Origin of the sequence: Streptomyces sp. URMC 126 (genome assembly GCF_051386555.1) — a bacterium.
GTDB lineage: Bacteria > Actinomycetota > Actinomycetes > Streptomycetales > Streptomycetaceae > Streptomyces.
In genome coordinates this window covers 1-14,131 of the sequence record NZ_JBPQTX010000021.1, presented here as the reverse complement: position 1 = coordinate 14,131, position 14,131 = coordinate 1, and the positions used below count along the sequence as shown (strand labels likewise).

The following is a 14,131-nucleotide window of genomic DNA, read 5'->3' as shown; positions in this document are numbered from 1 at the left end:
AGAGTCCCGGATGCACAAACCGCGCGGAAACCCGAAGGGTTGGTGTCCCACGTGTCGCCGGTCACTTATCACGACGCCCTCAACGACGCCCTCGAACGGCTCGACGACCTCGGCTACGAACGAGGGGAGGGCATGGACCTCGCCAACCACGGACCGATGGGGGCCGAGGCGCTCGCCCTGCTCGGCCACGGGGACGAGGTGGCCCGCTGGGTCGTCCGGTACCGCAAGGCCATGGAGCACCACGAGCCACCGTCCGAGCGCTTCCCCCTCGACACCGACGAGAGCTCCTGGCGGCCCGCCCTCGGCGCCTTCCACCGGGCCGGCGACTGGGAGGGCCTGTTCACCCGCGAACTGGCCGAGGCGCCCTGGCGGGACGTGCTCGCCCGCTGGTGGCCCCGGCTGCTCCCCGGGCTGTTCGCGGGGCTGACCCACGGTCTGATCCGCACCGCGCACGCCGTGCGCGGCCTCTACGCTGCGGGCGACCGGCCGACGGCGTACCAGCACCGCGAACTCGCCCGCGGGCTCGCCTACTGGGCGGCCCGCTACACCGAGCTGCCCGGCTCGCCGCGCCTCGCGGGGACGTACACCGTCCCCACCGCCGTCGCCGCCCTGCCGCGCACGCCCGCGGAGGGGGCGCTGAACGCCCGGGTGGTCGGCGGCCGGTTCGCGGCCCTGGGCGACCTTCCGGTCTACGGGGAGGCGCTGGAGTGGCTGGCGCCGGAGGAGGCGTCCCGCCTGCTCACCGAGATGACCGTCCAGTTCGCCGACGTCTACCTCGGGCACCCCGAGGTGTACCCGGTGCCGCTGGTGCACGGCGTCACCGCCCCGGCCGCCGCCCGCCTGGTGCTGCCGCACCTGCCGCACGCGCTGCACGGGCCGACGCTGGCCCGGCTCTGGCAGGTGCACTCCGCCTTCCTGCTGGCGCTGACCACCGACCGGCGGGGCGAGGGCACGACGGCGTGGCGCGAGGAGGTGCCGGACCTGCCGGCGACCGGGGAACTGGCCGCCCGGGCCGCCGAACACGGCGACGAGCACGTCATCAAGCTGACCGAGGCCTGTCTGCGCGAGTACGCCCTGCGGCCCGACCTGCGTTACCTCGCCGCCGCGGCCGTCGCCCAGCGGCGGATCCCCCGCCTGGACGCGGGCGGCGGCGCGAGCACGCTGCGGCCCGGGACCTGACCCGCCGCCGCTCGCGGGCCGGGCACCCGGCCCCCGGGCGGCGGCCCGTCCGCCGTCAGCCCCGGGCGGCGGACGCCGTGTAGGCGCGGATCTCCTCGGGCGTCAGATAGACGTCCGTGTACTCGAAGTCCCGCAGCGTGGCCGGGCGGCGGCTCTGGAAGCCGGTACGGACGTAGTCGTCGCCGGCCGCCGCGTTCAGCAGCCAGTTGGTCGCCGTCCGGACCTTGGCGACGTTGGTGCGCAGGGCGAGCAGGTGGTAGCCGCGGGCCACCGCCTGCGCCGGCAGGCCCGTCAGCTGCACCCCGAGCGGCTTGGAGACGGCGTCCTTGCCGCCGAGGTCCACGACCAGGCCCAGGTCCTTGTGGACGTACGGGCGCAGCGGCTCGCCGCGCAGCGACGCCACCACGTTGTCGGCCGCCACCCGGCCCTGGCGCTGGGCGTGCTGGGCCGTGGGCGGGCAGACGGCGCCGTCGCCCTTGGCGCGGTCCGGCACGGCCGCCGCGTCGCCGAGGGCGAAGACGCCGTCGAAGCCGGGCAGCGTCATCCGGTCGGTGACGGCCAGCCGCCCCTTGACGGTCTCGGCGCCCAGCGTGCCGACCAGCGGGCTGGCGGCCACCCCGGCCGTCCAGATCAGCGTCCGGCACGGCAGCTCCCGGCCGTCCGTGAGCGTCACCCGGTCCTCCGTGGCCTTGGCCACCGAGACGCCCAGCGAGACCTCGATGCCCCGCCGCCGCAGGGTGCGCGCCGCCTCGGCGCCCAGCCGGTCGCCGAGTTCGGGCATCAGCTTGGGGGCCTTGTCCACGATGTGCCAGTGGATGTCGCGGGGATCGAGCCGCGGGTAGCGCCGGCAGGCCGCCGTGGTGATCCGTTGCAGGCAGGCGGCCGTCTCCGTGCCGGCGTAGCCGCCGCCGACCACGACGAAGCGCAGCCGTGCCTCGCGTTCCGCGGCGTCGGTGGCGGCGTCGGCCAGGTCCAGCTGGGCGATGACGTGGTCACGCAGGTAGGCGGCCTCGGCCAGGGTCTTCATGCCCCGGGCCTGCTCGGCCAGGCCGGGGATGTCGAACGTCCGGGTGATGCTGCCCGGTGCCAGCACGATGAGGTCGTACGGCTCGTTCACCACCTCGTCGGTGATCTTCCGTACGACGCAGACCTTGGCCGCCGCGTCCACCCCGATGGCGCCCCCCGGCAGCATCCGCGTCCGGCGCAGCCCGCGGCGGAGCGAGACCGCCACCGACTGCGGGGTGAGAACACCCGAGGCCACCTGGGGCAGAAGCGGCAGGTAGAGCTGGTAGTCGAAAGGCGTGACCAGAGTGATCAGCGCTTCATGGGGTTTGAGCCGGCGTTCGAGCCGCCGGGCGCACTCCACTCCGGCGAACCCGCCGCCGACGATCAGGATCCGCGGGCGGTCCGCCGTGCGGGCCGCCTCCGTGGTGGTCGTATGCGTCGTCATGGTCTGACGTGTGCTCGCTCGGCGGCGAAGGTAGTCCTCGGACGCCGTGCGGTCCGTGGCGGCACAGTAGTTGACGACTGGATGGTCATGTCCATGGTGGACAGTGGTGTCGGGGGACCCTATATTGATCAGCGCCGCCACATGACCCTGATCCAGCATACGTGCCGGTGATTTCACGAGCCGGGGGGTTTGTGGTCGTGGCGAGCGTACATCGAGCCGGATTCGCGTATTTCCCTCCGGCTGTCGCGCCTGCGGGTCCTTCGTGACCCACGTCAACGCACGCAAAGGTAACCCATGTTCAAGATTGCTTCTCGTGTCGCCGCCGTTTCCGCCGCGACCGTCGTCCTCGGCCTGATCCCGCTCGCCGGCACCTCCTACGCGGCGGGCTGCTACGGAACCGCCTGCGACAACAAGGGCCCCAAGAGCACCGGTTGCGAGGACGACGCCGTCGGTCACGGCACCGTGAACAACAACGGCCGGGTCGCCGAACTGCGCTGGTCCAACAAGTGCCGCGCCGCCTGGGTCCGTACGACGCAGAAGGCCACCCCGTCCTACTACGACTCCTACGCCACGATCGAGAAGTACGACACGCACGGCAAGCTGGTCCGTTCGCTGAGCGTCGACACCCCGGGCAAGTACAACGAGTCGGACTGGTCGAACATGCTCGGCGGCAACGACTACTCCTACCGTGCCTGCGTCGGCTTCAAGAAGGACAGCGGCGCGCCCTACGGCGTCCAGTGCACCAACAAGTGGGGGTAATGTCCCCGGGTTCCGCTCCGGACGCCGGTTGATATCGGGCGGAGCGAGAGCGGCCGGGCCGGCGTGTGCGACGCGGCCCGGCCGCTCTCCGTTTTCTCTTCGACAACACTCGGCGAAAGAAGCGCACCGGAATGTCTGGTGTGCGCTCCAGCCCCTCAAATTCCCTCTTGCGCAAGGGCTTTATTCCGGTCTTAGATGAGCGCGATCACTCGGCGGACGCGCCCTCGCGGCCGGTCCGCCGTCGCACCGACGCCAGGGGGAGGCGCGGATACGGTGCATCGCGCATCATTACTCCCTTCCGTCGCGTGCCCACTGCGAAGAAAGACGGAAGAGTTGACATCGTTCAGACCGGCCCGTGCCGGGATCGCGGGGCTTGCGGCCGCCGCCGTCCTGGCCGGGCTGATACAGAGCAGTGCGGCGCTCGCCGCACCGGACGCCCCGCCCGCCGAGACGAAGCCCGTCGGCGCGCCGGCGGACTCGGGGGCGGTCGCCGACCCCGACGAGCACCTCGGCAAGGACTGGAAGACCTCGAAGGACCAGGCCGTCACCGCCGCCGCCGACTCGGCCGGCCTGCGCATCCTCGCCGCGGAGTCGGGCCGGGCCTACGCGTGGAAGACGGCCGCCGTCCTCAACGAGCCGGGCATGCCCGCCGATACGTGGATCGGCAACCAGTGCGTCATGGACGACTCCCATGTCGCCGCCGTGTACGCCCCGCGCGCCTTCACCAACAAGCCCGACCTGATGCAGGGCGGCGCGTTCACGGCGATCGTGAACACCACGACGGGCGCGGTGACGAAGCTGCCGTTCACGGCGACGCTCGCGTACTTCGACCCCACCTGCAACACCACCACCCACACGGCCGCCTTCACCCAGTACCGCGACATGAACGACCTGTCGCGGACGAAGACCCGCGTGATCACCGTGGACACGTCCGGCAAGACGGTCCTGAAGACGGGTGAGGTGCGCGGGCAGGTGTCGTCGGCCGCCCCCGTCAAGGACGGCGTCGTCGCCGGTCTCGGCAGCGACCTCGTGCGGATCGACGGCCGGGGGAAGACCAGCCGGCTCGCCAAGGGCGACAGCGTCCCCTTCGACATCCGCCCCCTGGCCGACGGCAGGGTCGGCTTCATGGACCGCAAGGGCACGAAGACGGCGCAGGTGAAGGTGGCCGGCGGACAGGGCGCACCGCGCACGGTGGCCACCGGTCCCCTGGGCGACCTCGACCTGGTACAGGGCGCGCAGGGCCGTGCCTTCCTCACCGGCAGCCCCAAGGACGTGAAGACCGAGGGGAGCGGGATCACCCGGATCGACGCGCCGGCCGACACCGACGTCTCGTCGCTCGGCCGCCTCGCCGTTGACCCCGTGCTCACCCCTGGCGTCCGCGCCGGTCTGACCCGCATCAAGGGCGGCGGGAAGAGCTTCGACAAGGCGAACGAGCCGGAGGCGGGCGTGCGGTCCCGTTCCGGCAAGGCGCCAGGGGTGGCGGACGCCGCCACCACGCTGACCGTCACCTCGACCGCCACGCCCACGGGCGACAAGGTGGAGCAGCGGGTGGCGTCGGCGCAGCCGCGCCTCAAGGAGGGCCTCTCGCCCGCGCTGACCGGCGGCACCCAGCCGCGGACGCTGGCCGGCGGGCCTGCGGTGAAGGCGCCCGCCCCCGCGCCCGCGCCCGTCTCGCACGATCCGACCGACACCGACCGCTGGTGCTCGGTCTCCCGCAACGACATGAGCGTCCAGGCGCTGCAGCCGACGCCGAACCAGGTCGAGTGGGCGGCGGACATGGCCGTCCGCGGCGAGCTGCGCGGCAAGTGGATCCGCCAGGGCGGCTACCGTGACCAGGCCGGGCTGGGGACGATCGACCCGCAGGGGCTGTTCCCCCTCCCGTCGCTGAACGGCGGCGGCCGGATCCCGGCCAACGTCCTCCTCGGCATCCTGGCCCAGGAGTCCAACATGTGGCAGGCCGAGTCCGGGGCCATCCCCGGCCAGATGGGCAACCCGCTGGCCGCCGTGGACGGTTACTACGGCCACAACACCAAGGACACCCTGCTCGGCTACTGGCGCATCAACTGGGACAAGTCCGACTGCGGCTACGGCGTGGGCCAGGTCACGGACGGCATGCGCATGAAGGGGCACGAGAAGACGGACAAGGCCACCGGCCAGAAGACCGAGACGAGCCTCGACCCCAAGCTCCAGAAGATCATCGCGGTCGACTACGCCACCAACATCGCGGCCTCGATGAAGATCCTCGCCGACAAGTGGAACGAGGTCCACAAGGACGGCCAGAAGATCACGGTCAACAACGACGACCCGTCCCGCGTGGAGAACTGGTTCACCGCCGTCTGGAACTACAACCTCGGCTTCAACCCGAAGTCGGAGGCGGGCAAGAACGGCGGCCGCTGGGGCCTGGGCTGGTACAACAACCCGGCGAACCCCATGTACAAGGAGGGCGCCTGGGACCACCCCTTCATGGACACCTCCCTGAACGCCAAGAACATCACCGACGCGGCGCACCCGCAGAACTGGCCGTACGAGGAGAAGGTGATGGGCTGGGCCGCCTGGTCCATCGACACCGGCTTCTCCTATGACACGGACGGCAAGCAGGGCTGGAAGGGCGAGTCCGGCTACTCCACCGCGGGCTTCCAGCCGGCCTGGTGGCTCAGCGTCCAGAGCCGTTCCCGCGTCAGCCCCCCGCTGGACACCTTCTGCAACAAGAACAACGGCTGCAACCCCGGCAACCCGGTCGACTGCCCGGACGAGGCGTGCTACCGGCAGTTCTGGTGGACCCAGGCGAACGCCACCTGGAAGGCCGACTGCAAGGACTCGTGCGGCAACGAGAAGATCAAGTACGTCACCCTGCGCGAGGAACCCGGCCGCGGCTACCGGCTGAAGAACGGTGAGCCGGTGTGCGGCGGGGCGCCGGGCGGCGCGGACGTCGTCGCCTCGATCCCGGCCGGCACGGAGACGTGGTCGAGCTGCGGGAAGGCGTCGTCGACGGGCAAGTTCGAGTTCACCTTCCACCCCGACTGGGACAAGCACTACGAGGCGAAGGCCGACCTGCACTCGATCGGCGGCGGCCACGGGGGTCACTTCTGGTACACCCACACCCGTGACGACGACCACCTCGGCGGCGACGGCAACCGCATGACGATCGAGGGCGAGTGGACGGCGGGCAAGACGTACGACATCGCCGCCGTCTACGCGTACATCCCCGACACCGGGGCCCAGACCGAGCGGGCCACGTACGTCATCAGCGGCGCGGTCGGCGGCCCGTACGAGCGGGTCGTGGACCAGAACGCCAACAACGGCAAGTGGGTGCCGCTGGGCGCCTACAAGTTCACCTCCACGCCCAAGGTGAAGCTGACGAACTACGCGAAGGGCGGCACCGCCGACGAGGACGTCGCCTGGAACTCCGTGGCCTTCAAGCCGATCAAGGGCAAGTTCGTCCGCCGCTCCCTGACCGCCGCGGCGGTCTTCGACCCGAACCAGGAGCTGAACTCCAACTCCCCGGTGACGTCGCTGGAGACGCCCGTCCGGTCGATGAAGTCGCTCTACGAGTGGGGCCTGGGGCTCGCCGAGCGGGGCCCGCTGTGGAACAACAACGGCAACGGCGTCGAGGCGTTCGGCCTCACCTACGAGGCCCGCTGCAAGGAAGCCAAGGCCGTGGGCGAGTGCACGGGCCAGAAGACGTACGACGAGGCCGAGAAGTGGGCGAAGGACATCAAGGCGGGCGGCTGGAAGCCGAACGCCGACGGTTCCGTCCCCGCGATGTCCATTCCGATCTGGATGGCCATGGCGAACCCGCAGCGTCCCGACGCGTCCAAGCCGGCGTCCGAGATGTTCAAGGACCCGAACAGCTACAAGATCAAGTCCGATGTCAGCGTGACCTTCGTGGTCGGCGAGGACGGGAAGATCGTCGACGGCAGCGTGGGGTCCGACTACCGGAACCGCGTCGGCAACGCCCACCTGCCCTACTTCGTCACGAAGATCATGAAGGCGATCGAGGCGGACTACGGCATCCCCGCCCCGGACATCGACTACAGCACGCAGGACGCGCTGGAGTACGGCAACGTCAAGTACTCCCGCCCCTATGAGGACGGGGACACTCCCGGGCAGGCGTACTTCCCCCACTTCCGCGCCGCGCGCCTCGACGACGCCAAGCAGTGCGTGGACTTCCGCGCGGTCGGCGGCGGTGTGCACGGCTACCGCGCGATGATCGGCCACAAGTCGGTCAACGACAACGTCAAGAAGTGGGTCGACCAGATCAACGACAACACGGAGACCAACCACGCGGTGCGGCGGTTCGCCGGGGACGTCTACTCGATGTTCTTCAAGAACAGCGGCTCGTGGAACAACAACATGTGGGGTTCCATGATCGGCAACGCGCCGCCGATCTGGCAGGACGTCGCGGCCGCGTTCTGCGCCGACGGGTCCGTCAAGCCGACGCACTACCTGAAGAACAAGGACGCCAACCCGTCCGACGGCATCGTCTACCAGTCCTACATGCCCGACCTCTACCTGTACGTCGACGACCGCATGACGGACAACCTGGGCCGCCCGTCCAACCAGCGGATCAACATCGGCGACTGGAAGAACTTCTCCAACTTCCCCGCCACCGCGCCCAACGGCAACGCCTACGCCTGGTGCAGCGTGGGGACGCGGGGCAGCGGAGGCAACCCGTGGGGCGTGGACGCCCCGGTCCCGGTCTTCGGTGACGGACCCGGTAACCGGCCGGACAAGGTCGCCCACTGCGACGAGCCGGAGCAGCAGTTCAAGGTCAACCTCACCCGGTGACCGGGAGACCGGCACGGTGAGATGACATCCCGCTGAGGGGAGGGAGCCGGACCCGAGGGTCCGGTCTCCCTCCCCTCTTCGCGTTGCCCTCGGAACCGCCGTCGTCAGGGGCGGAGGGCCGGGACCGGCAGCCGCGCGCAGAGCCGGCTGGCCCGGGCCGGGCCCGCGGTGACGGCGTGGGACGCGGCGGTGAGCAGGGTCGCCAGGGTGGTCAGCGGCCAGTGGCCGGTGAGCGGCATGGTGGTGGCGAGAGCCAGGGTGCACACCGCCATCGACGCGGTGACCCCCGTGCTCGTCCAGGCCACCGTGCGGGGGAGCCGGGACGGGGTCGGTATCCAGCGGGCCAGGGTGCCGGTCAGAGCGATCGCCGCGAAGGCGAGGAACGCGGCGAGCGCGGTGAAGGTGGTGAGCCGGGTGGCCAGCAGATGCGCGGTGTGGGAGAGGTGCCAGGCGCCGGAAGGGGCGGTGGTGTGGAGAAGGTACCAGGCGGCGACGAGGAGCGGGGTGGCGGCCGCGGTGGCGCGGGCGGTCTGCCGGACCTGGGCGATGGTCAGTTCGTGCTGACAGGCGGGGAGGAGCTCGTCGACGGCCCCGCACTCGCGGACGGCGAGCTCCGCCGCCCGCTCCCGGTCCACGCCCGCCTGGACGTGCGCGGCCACGGCGTCCTGCAGGCCGCCGCGCAACTCCTCCAGCAGGCGCGCCTTGGCGGCGGGCGGGCCGTGGAGCGCCGCGCCGAGGGCGGCCAAGTGCTCCTCGACGGGATCACCGGCCTTGCGGAGAACGGCGGACGCGCCGGCCCCGGGGGCCTCCGGGCCCTCCGCGAGCCGGTCCGCCGGGCTGTCGGGGATCACGAGGCGAGCCCGGGGCGCGCGACGGGGTTGAGCACGGAGCCGATCGCCGTGGTGAACTCGCGCCAGGCGGTCCGCTCGGCCGCCAGCGTCTGCCGGCCCGCGTCCGTGAGCTCGTAGCGCCGCCGCCGCCGCTCGCCGTCCGCCTCCCAGGTGCTCCGCAGGAATCCCAGCCGCTCCAGGCGGTTGAGCGCCGGGTAGATGGTGCCGGTGCGGAGCTCCAGCATGCCGTTGCTGCGCTGCTGGACCGCCGTGATGATCGCGTACCCGTGGAGCGGGCCGGTCTCCAGCACGGCGAGCAGCAGCCCGTCGAGATGTCCCCGTACAGCGTTCTGCCTCATAAGTAGACAGGCTACTCAGGCGACTTGTCGGTGTGCTATGTATTTCCAGCCAACATATTGACACGTGGGGGTGTAGGGTGCGGAAGACGCCGGAGCCCGCTGAACCTCCCCTGGGATCAACGGTGTTGATCACCGCTCGAACACTTGCCTGGCCGGGCGCGGCCGGGCAGGTTGGGCCGGGCCGGCCTTCGCATGGCCCGGCGGCCGGAAGGAGGGGATGAAGCTGCGCGGAGCGCGGGAGTCCGGGAGGGGTGCTGCAGACGGAAGGGGGGTGGCCGCGGTGGCGCCGAGCAGTGGTGCGGCGGTCGAAGTAGCGGGGCTCGTGAAGGAGTTCGGGGGAGGGGTGCGGGCCGTGGACGGCGTCGACCTCACGGTCCCCACCGGAGGCGTCTACGGGGTGCTGGGCCCCAACGGGGCCGGCAAGACCACGTTCGTGAGGATCCTGGCGACCCTGCTCCGCCCGGACGGCGGCGAGGTACGGGTGTTCGGCCGCGATGTGGTGCGGGACGCCGAGGGGGTACGCGCCCGGGTGTCCCTCACCGGCCAGTTCGCCTCCCTCGACGACGACCTGACCGGCACGGAGAACCTCGTACTGCTGGGAAAGCTGCTCGGCTACGGGGCCCGGGGCGCGCGGCGGCGGGCGGCGGCGCTGCTGGAGGGCTTCGGCCTGAGCGAGGCCGGCGGCCGGCAGGTCAAGGGCTACTCGGGCGGGATGCGGCGCCGGCTCGACATCGCCGCCTCTCTGGTGAGCCGGCCCGACCTGCTCTTCCTCGACGAGCCCACCACCGGGCTCGACCCCCGGAGCCGCAACCAGGTGTGGGAGATGGTGCGCGCCGTCGTGGCGCACGGCACCACCGTGCTGCTGACCACCCAGTACCTGGACGAGGCCGACCGGCTGGCCTCCCGCATCGCGGTGTTCGACCGCGGACGGGTGATCGCCGAAGGGACCAAGGCGGAGCTCAAGGCGTCCGTCGGCGCGGGCTCGGTCCACGTCCGCCTGGAGGACGCCGGATGCCGGGACCGGGCCGCCGGCGTACTGGACGCCTGCCTCGCCGGGGTGACCCAGCGGGAGGACGACCCTGTGGCCCTCACGGTCCGCCTGGGCGGCGGCGGCACGGCCGCGGCCGAACAGGCGTCCAGGGCCCTGGCCGAACTGGCCCGGGCGGGCATCGGCGTGGAGTCCTTCTCCCTCGGCCAGCCCAGCCTGGACGAGGTGTTCCTCACGCTGACGGACGACGGCTCCGGCGCCGGCCGGCTGCCGGGGAAGGTGGGGGTATGACCACGGTGACGGGCCCCGGGACGGGGTCGGAATCCGGCGCGGGCACCGGAACGGACGCGGCCGAAGCGCCCGGACCCGGGGCGAACGCGCTGATCGGCGCGCTGGTCGCGGGCGAACGCCCGCCGCGCCCCGGCGCGTTGACGACGTCCCTGGCGTTCGGCTGGCGGGCCGTGCTGCGCATCAAACACGTGCCCGAGCAGCTCTTCGACGTCACGGCGTTCCCCGTGATGCTGGTGCTGATGTACACGTACCTGTTCGGCGGCGCGCTGGCCGGCTCGACCAGCGCGTACCTCCAGTACCTGCTGCCCGGGATCATGGTGACGTCCGTCGTGATGATCACCATGTACACGGGGATGGCCGTCAACACCGACATCGCCAAGGGCGTCCTGGACCGCTTCCGCAGCCTGCCCGTGTGGCGCCCCTCGGTCATGGTGGGCTACCTGCTCGGCGACATGCTGCGGTACGTCCTGGCCTCGGTGATGATGCTGGCCATCGGTCTGGTGATGGGCTACCGGCCGCACGGCGGGGCCGGCGGCGTGGTGGGCGGGGTGGCGCTGCTGCTCCTGTTCAGCTTCTGCTTCTCGTGGCTGTGGACGATGTTCGGCCTGCTGCTGCGCACCGAGAAGGCGGTGATCGCCGTGTCGATGGCGGTCATCTTCCCGCTGACCTTCCTGAGCAACGTCTTCGTCGAACCGCGCACCATGCCGGGCTGGCTCCAGGCGTTCGTCAACAACAGCCCGCTGACCCACCTGTGCAGCGCGGTGCGCGGCCTGACGGAAGGCGGTACGCCGTCGGCGCACATCGCCTGGACGCTGGGCTGGTCGGCCCTGTTCGTCCTGGTCTTCGGCCCGGTCACGATGCGGCTCTACGCCCGCAAGTAGCGTCCGCCCGGGACCCCGGGCGGACGGCGGGACGCGCCCGCCGCCCGGCCCGGGGCAGGGGCGGGCGCACACCCGGCGCCCGCCCCGCCCCCGCTTGGGCCGCCGCCGGGCCCGGACCCCGTGCTACACCCGCGGCATGGGCGCGGCGGTCCGGTAGTGGGTGATCCGCCCCTTGTCCCGCACGGGCTCGCCCAGTTCGGCGGCCTGGGTGTGGGGGAGCAGCTGGAACCCGTCGGGGTGCTCCAGCAGGGTCGCGTGCCAGGGGGTGGTCCAGGGGTTGTTGGTGTCGAGGAACTTGATGCCGTACTTGGCCTCGTTGCGGTTCTGCGGGTGGATGGACAGCCGGACGGTGTCCTGGTGGTAGTCCGCGATCAGGCTGGCCCAGGCCCGGCTGCGGGCGATGACGTGGTAGGCGCGCTGCCGGGACTGGCGCTGGAGGGCGGCCTTGCTGCCCGTCCAGTCCGGGGTGTCCTCGACGAGGAAGCGCGTGATGCCGCGGTACATGCGCAGGGTGGACTCGTCGGTCTTCACCTCCGCGCGCAGCTGCTCGACGGTGGGCGCGTACCGCTCGGCCGTCATGCGGCGCTTCTCGTCGTAGTCCAGGTCGGGGCCGTACACGTCGCGCAGGTCGAAGGTGCCCAGGTGGTCCAGGCCCTCCTCCTCGATCATCGTGCGCAGGGCGTCGCCGTACGCGTCGATGTGCTCGTCCGGGACGCCGATGACGTCACCGAAGATGTGGCCGTCCGAGCAGATGAGGACCCGCGCGCCGGGCGAATAGACCTTCTCGATACGGGTGCAGAGCTCCTGCAGGAAGTGCAGCGCGAGCCGCTCGCCCTCGTCGGGAAGGTGGCTGATCACCTTGGCGGTGTTCGGCGACTTGCAGGGGAAGCCGGGCAGCGAGAAGAGGATGGGCTCCCGGCGTTCCAGGTGGTGGGATATCTGACGGATCTGATGCGGGAAGTCGTGGGTGGTGTCGTTCTCCGGGTCCGGCTCGGTGGTCCGGCGGTGGGGCAGGAGCAGGGAGAGGACGGCGTGGGCGGTGTCGGTGAGGGTCTCGGTGGCCGACGGGGTGGTGGCGGGCATGGGTGGTCTCGCTTCCTGGTGAAAAGGCGGCCCGGGGCGGGATCGCCGTCACGGGCCATGGGTGGGTTGTCGGGTGGTCCTGGTGGTGCGGGTGGTTGGTGCGGTGGTGGTCAGTGGCGGACGGGGCAGCGCGGCGCCGCGTCCGGTCCCGCGTCCCGGGCGTAGCTGAGCGGCAGCCGGTTCACCCCACGGGCGAGGACCGCGTGGACCCAGGGCAGTTCGCCGGGGGCGGCCTCCAGCCGGAGGTCGGGGAGGCGGGTGAGCAGCGTCCGCAGCGCGGTCTGCAGCTCGATGCGGGCCAGGGCGGCTCCGGGGCAGAAGTGGATGCCGTGGCCGAACGCGAGGTGCGGGTTGGGCTTGCGGCCGAGGTCGAGGGTGTCCGGGTCCGGGAACCGCCGCGGGTCCCGGTTGGCCGCGCTGAGGGAGACGATGACGGAGTCGCCGGCGGGCACGGTCCGGCCGTGGAACTCGGTGTCCTCGGCGAAGAAGCGCCAGGTGGTCAGCTCGAAGGCGCTGTCGTAGCGCAGCAGTTCCTCCACGGCGCGGGCGAGCGTGGCCTGGCCCCCGTCCTCCTCGGCGAGGGAGCTCCGGAGCCGCTCCAGCTGCTCGGGGTGGCGGAGGAGGGCCACCAGCGCGGTGGTGATCTGGTTGGTGACGGGCTCCTGTCCGGCGACCAGCAGCTGGAAGACGATCGAGTCGGTCTCCTCGGTGGTCAGCGAGCCGGCGTCGTGCGCGGCGACGAGGGCGGTCAGAAGGTCGTCGCCGGGCTCGCGGCGCTTGGCCTCGGTGACGCGGGCTATGTACGTCTGCAGGGCGCGCAGCCGCCCCTCGTACCGCGGGCGCTGCGGGTCGCTCGGGCCGACGGGCTGGACGACCTTGCCCCAGTCGCGGTCGAAGTCCCGGGCCAGTTCGTCGGGCAGGCCGATGACCTCGGCCAGGACGCGGAAGGGGAAGTGCGCGGCGAAGCCCTCGACGGCGTCGAAGAAGGCCCGCCCGCCGGCCTCCCCCGCGCCCTCGCCCGCTCCGGCGCCTTCGCTCGCCCCGGCGGCGAGGCCGGCGTCGAGGAGTTCGTCGGCGATCTCCTGGACGCGCGGACGGAGGCGCTCGACGGCGCGGGGCGCGAAGGCGTCGGTGACCATCCGGCGCATGTGGGTGTGCTTCGGCGGGTCCTGGTGCAGGAGGTGCACCTGGAGCTGGGAGTGCTGCGGCTCCGGCATGATGGCGGCCTTGGCCCGCCAGGCGTCGTTCCCGAGGTCGTGGTTCTTCCCGAACCGGTCGTCGGTGAGCGCCTGCTGGGCCGCGTCGTAGCCGGTCACCAGCCAGGCGTGGACGCCGCTGGGGAAGTGCACCCGGTGCAGGGGGCCCTCTTCGCGGAGGCGCGTGTACAGCGGATAGGGGTCGGTCTTGTACGCCTCGCCGTAGAGCGGCACGGGGTCCGGCAGGGGCGCCCGCTCCGGCTTCGGCCGGTCCCCGCCGGAAACGGTGTGGGAGGAGGGGTCGGCGGGGTCATTGGGGCTGTCTCT

At 71.7% G+C, this 14,131-nt stretch carries 10 protein-coding genes; 5 read left to right on the top strand and 5 right to left on the bottom strand.

Annotated features, from left to right (window positions below; all coding sequences use genetic code 11):
• Positions 1 to 42 precede the first annotated feature (42 nt).
• On the top strand, positions 43 to 1,179 hold the full coding sequence (locus tag ACSNOK_RS04630) for a questin oxidase family protein (RefSeq protein WP_436779262.1): 1,137 nt from the start codon (positions 43 to 45) through the stop codon (positions 1,177 to 1,179).
• 55 nt (positions 1,180 to 1,234) lie between these two features.
• On the opposite strand, the gene ACSNOK_RS04625 is transcribed toward ACSNOK_RS04630, so the two are convergent.
• Complete coding sequence (locus ACSNOK_RS04625; protein WP_436779261.1) at positions 1,235 to 2,629, bottom strand: NAD(P)/FAD-dependent oxidoreductase; 1,395 nt, start codon at positions 2,627 to 2,629, stop codon at positions 1,235 to 1,237.
• 294 nt (positions 2,630 to 2,923) lie between these two features.
• Between ACSNOK_RS04625 and ACSNOK_RS04620 the strand changes: the two genes are divergently transcribed.
• Complete coding sequence (locus ACSNOK_RS04620; RefSeq protein WP_436779260.1) at positions 2,924 to 3,388, top strand: DUF2690 domain-containing protein; 465 nt, start codon at positions 2,924 to 2,926, stop codon at positions 3,386 to 3,388.
• A gap of 333 nt (positions 3,389 to 3,721) precedes the next feature.
• Entirely contained in the window at positions 3,722 to 8,176 is a 4,455-nt protein-coding gene (locus ACSNOK_RS04615) for a hypothetical protein (RefSeq protein ID WP_436779259.1), read from the top strand.
• A 104-nt stretch (positions 8,177 to 8,280) separates the two neighbouring features.
• Here ACSNOK_RS04615 and ACSNOK_RS04610 read toward each other — a convergent pair whose 3' ends face one another.
• Together ACSNOK_RS04610 and ACSNOK_RS04605 are read right to left on the bottom strand one after the other, a co-directional pair.
• Positions 8,281 to 9,027 (bottom strand): permease prefix domain 1-containing protein, encoded by a 747-nt coding sequence (locus tag ACSNOK_RS04610; protein ID WP_436779258.1) that lies wholly within the window; start codon positions 9,025 to 9,027, stop codon positions 8,281 to 8,283.
• The gene (locus tag ACSNOK_RS04605) at positions 9,024 to 9,365 is read right to left on the bottom strand and encodes a PadR family transcriptional regulator (protein WP_436779257.1); all 342 of its coding nucleotides are present in this window, start codon (positions 9,363 to 9,365) and stop codon (positions 9,024 to 9,026) included. The genes ACSNOK_RS04610 and ACSNOK_RS04605 overlap by 4 nt, the downstream gene beginning before the upstream one ends.
• Before the next feature lie 271 nt (positions 9,366 to 9,636).
• Between ACSNOK_RS04605 and ACSNOK_RS04600 the strand changes: the two genes are divergently transcribed.
• Both ACSNOK_RS04600 and ACSNOK_RS04595 read left to right on the top strand, forming a co-directional pair.
• Entirely contained in the window at positions 9,637 to 10,644 is a 1,008-nt protein-coding gene (locus ACSNOK_RS04600) for an ATP-binding cassette domain-containing protein (protein WP_436779256.1), read from the top strand.
• A complete protein-coding gene (locus tag ACSNOK_RS04595; protein WP_436779255.1) occupies positions 10,641 to 11,525 on the top strand; it encodes an ABC transporter permease in 885 nt (294 codons plus the stop codon). The genes ACSNOK_RS04600 and ACSNOK_RS04595 overlap by 4 nt, the downstream gene beginning before the upstream one ends.
• A gap of 123 nt (positions 11,526 to 11,648) precedes the next feature.
• On the opposite strand, the gene ACSNOK_RS04590 is transcribed toward ACSNOK_RS04595, so the two are convergent.
• Together ACSNOK_RS04590 and ACSNOK_RS04585 are read right to left on the bottom strand one after the other, a co-directional pair.
• Complete coding sequence (locus ACSNOK_RS04590; RefSeq protein WP_436779254.1) at positions 11,649 to 12,608, bottom strand: L-tyrosine/L-tryptophan isonitrile synthase family protein; 960 nt, start codon at positions 12,606 to 12,608, stop codon at positions 11,649 to 11,651.
• Positions 12,609 to 12,718: 110 nt separating this feature from the next.
• Positions 12,719 to 14,050 carry a cytochrome P450 family protein gene (locus tag ACSNOK_RS04585; RefSeq protein WP_436779274.1) on the bottom strand — a complete coding sequence of 444 codons (1,332 nt, stop codon included), beginning with the start codon at positions 14,048 to 14,050 and terminating at the stop codon, positions 12,719 to 12,721.
• Positions 14,051 to 14,131: the final 81 nt, after the last annotated feature.

Excerpts from the sequence above, each read along its gene's own strand:
- ACSNOK_RS04620 (WP_436779260.1), top strand. The coding sequence starts at position 2,924 with ATGTTCAAGATTGCTTCTCGTGTCGCCGCCGTTTCCGCCGCGACCGTC.
- ACSNOK_RS04605 (WP_436779257.1), bottom strand. The coding sequence starts at position 9,365 with ATGAGGCAGAACGCTGTACGGGGACATCTCGACGGGCTGCTGCTCGCC.
- ACSNOK_RS04590 (WP_436779254.1), bottom strand. The coding sequence starts at position 12,608 with ATGCCCGCCACCACCCCGTCGGCCACCGAGACCCTCACCGACACCGCC.
- ACSNOK_RS04595 (WP_436779255.1), top strand. The coding sequence starts at position 10,641 with ATGACCACGGTGACGGGCCCCGGGACGGGGTCGGAATCCGGCGCGGGC.
- ACSNOK_RS04625 (WP_436779261.1), bottom strand. The coding sequence starts at position 2,629 with ATGACGACGCATACGACCACCACGGAGGCGGCCCGCACGGCGGACCGC.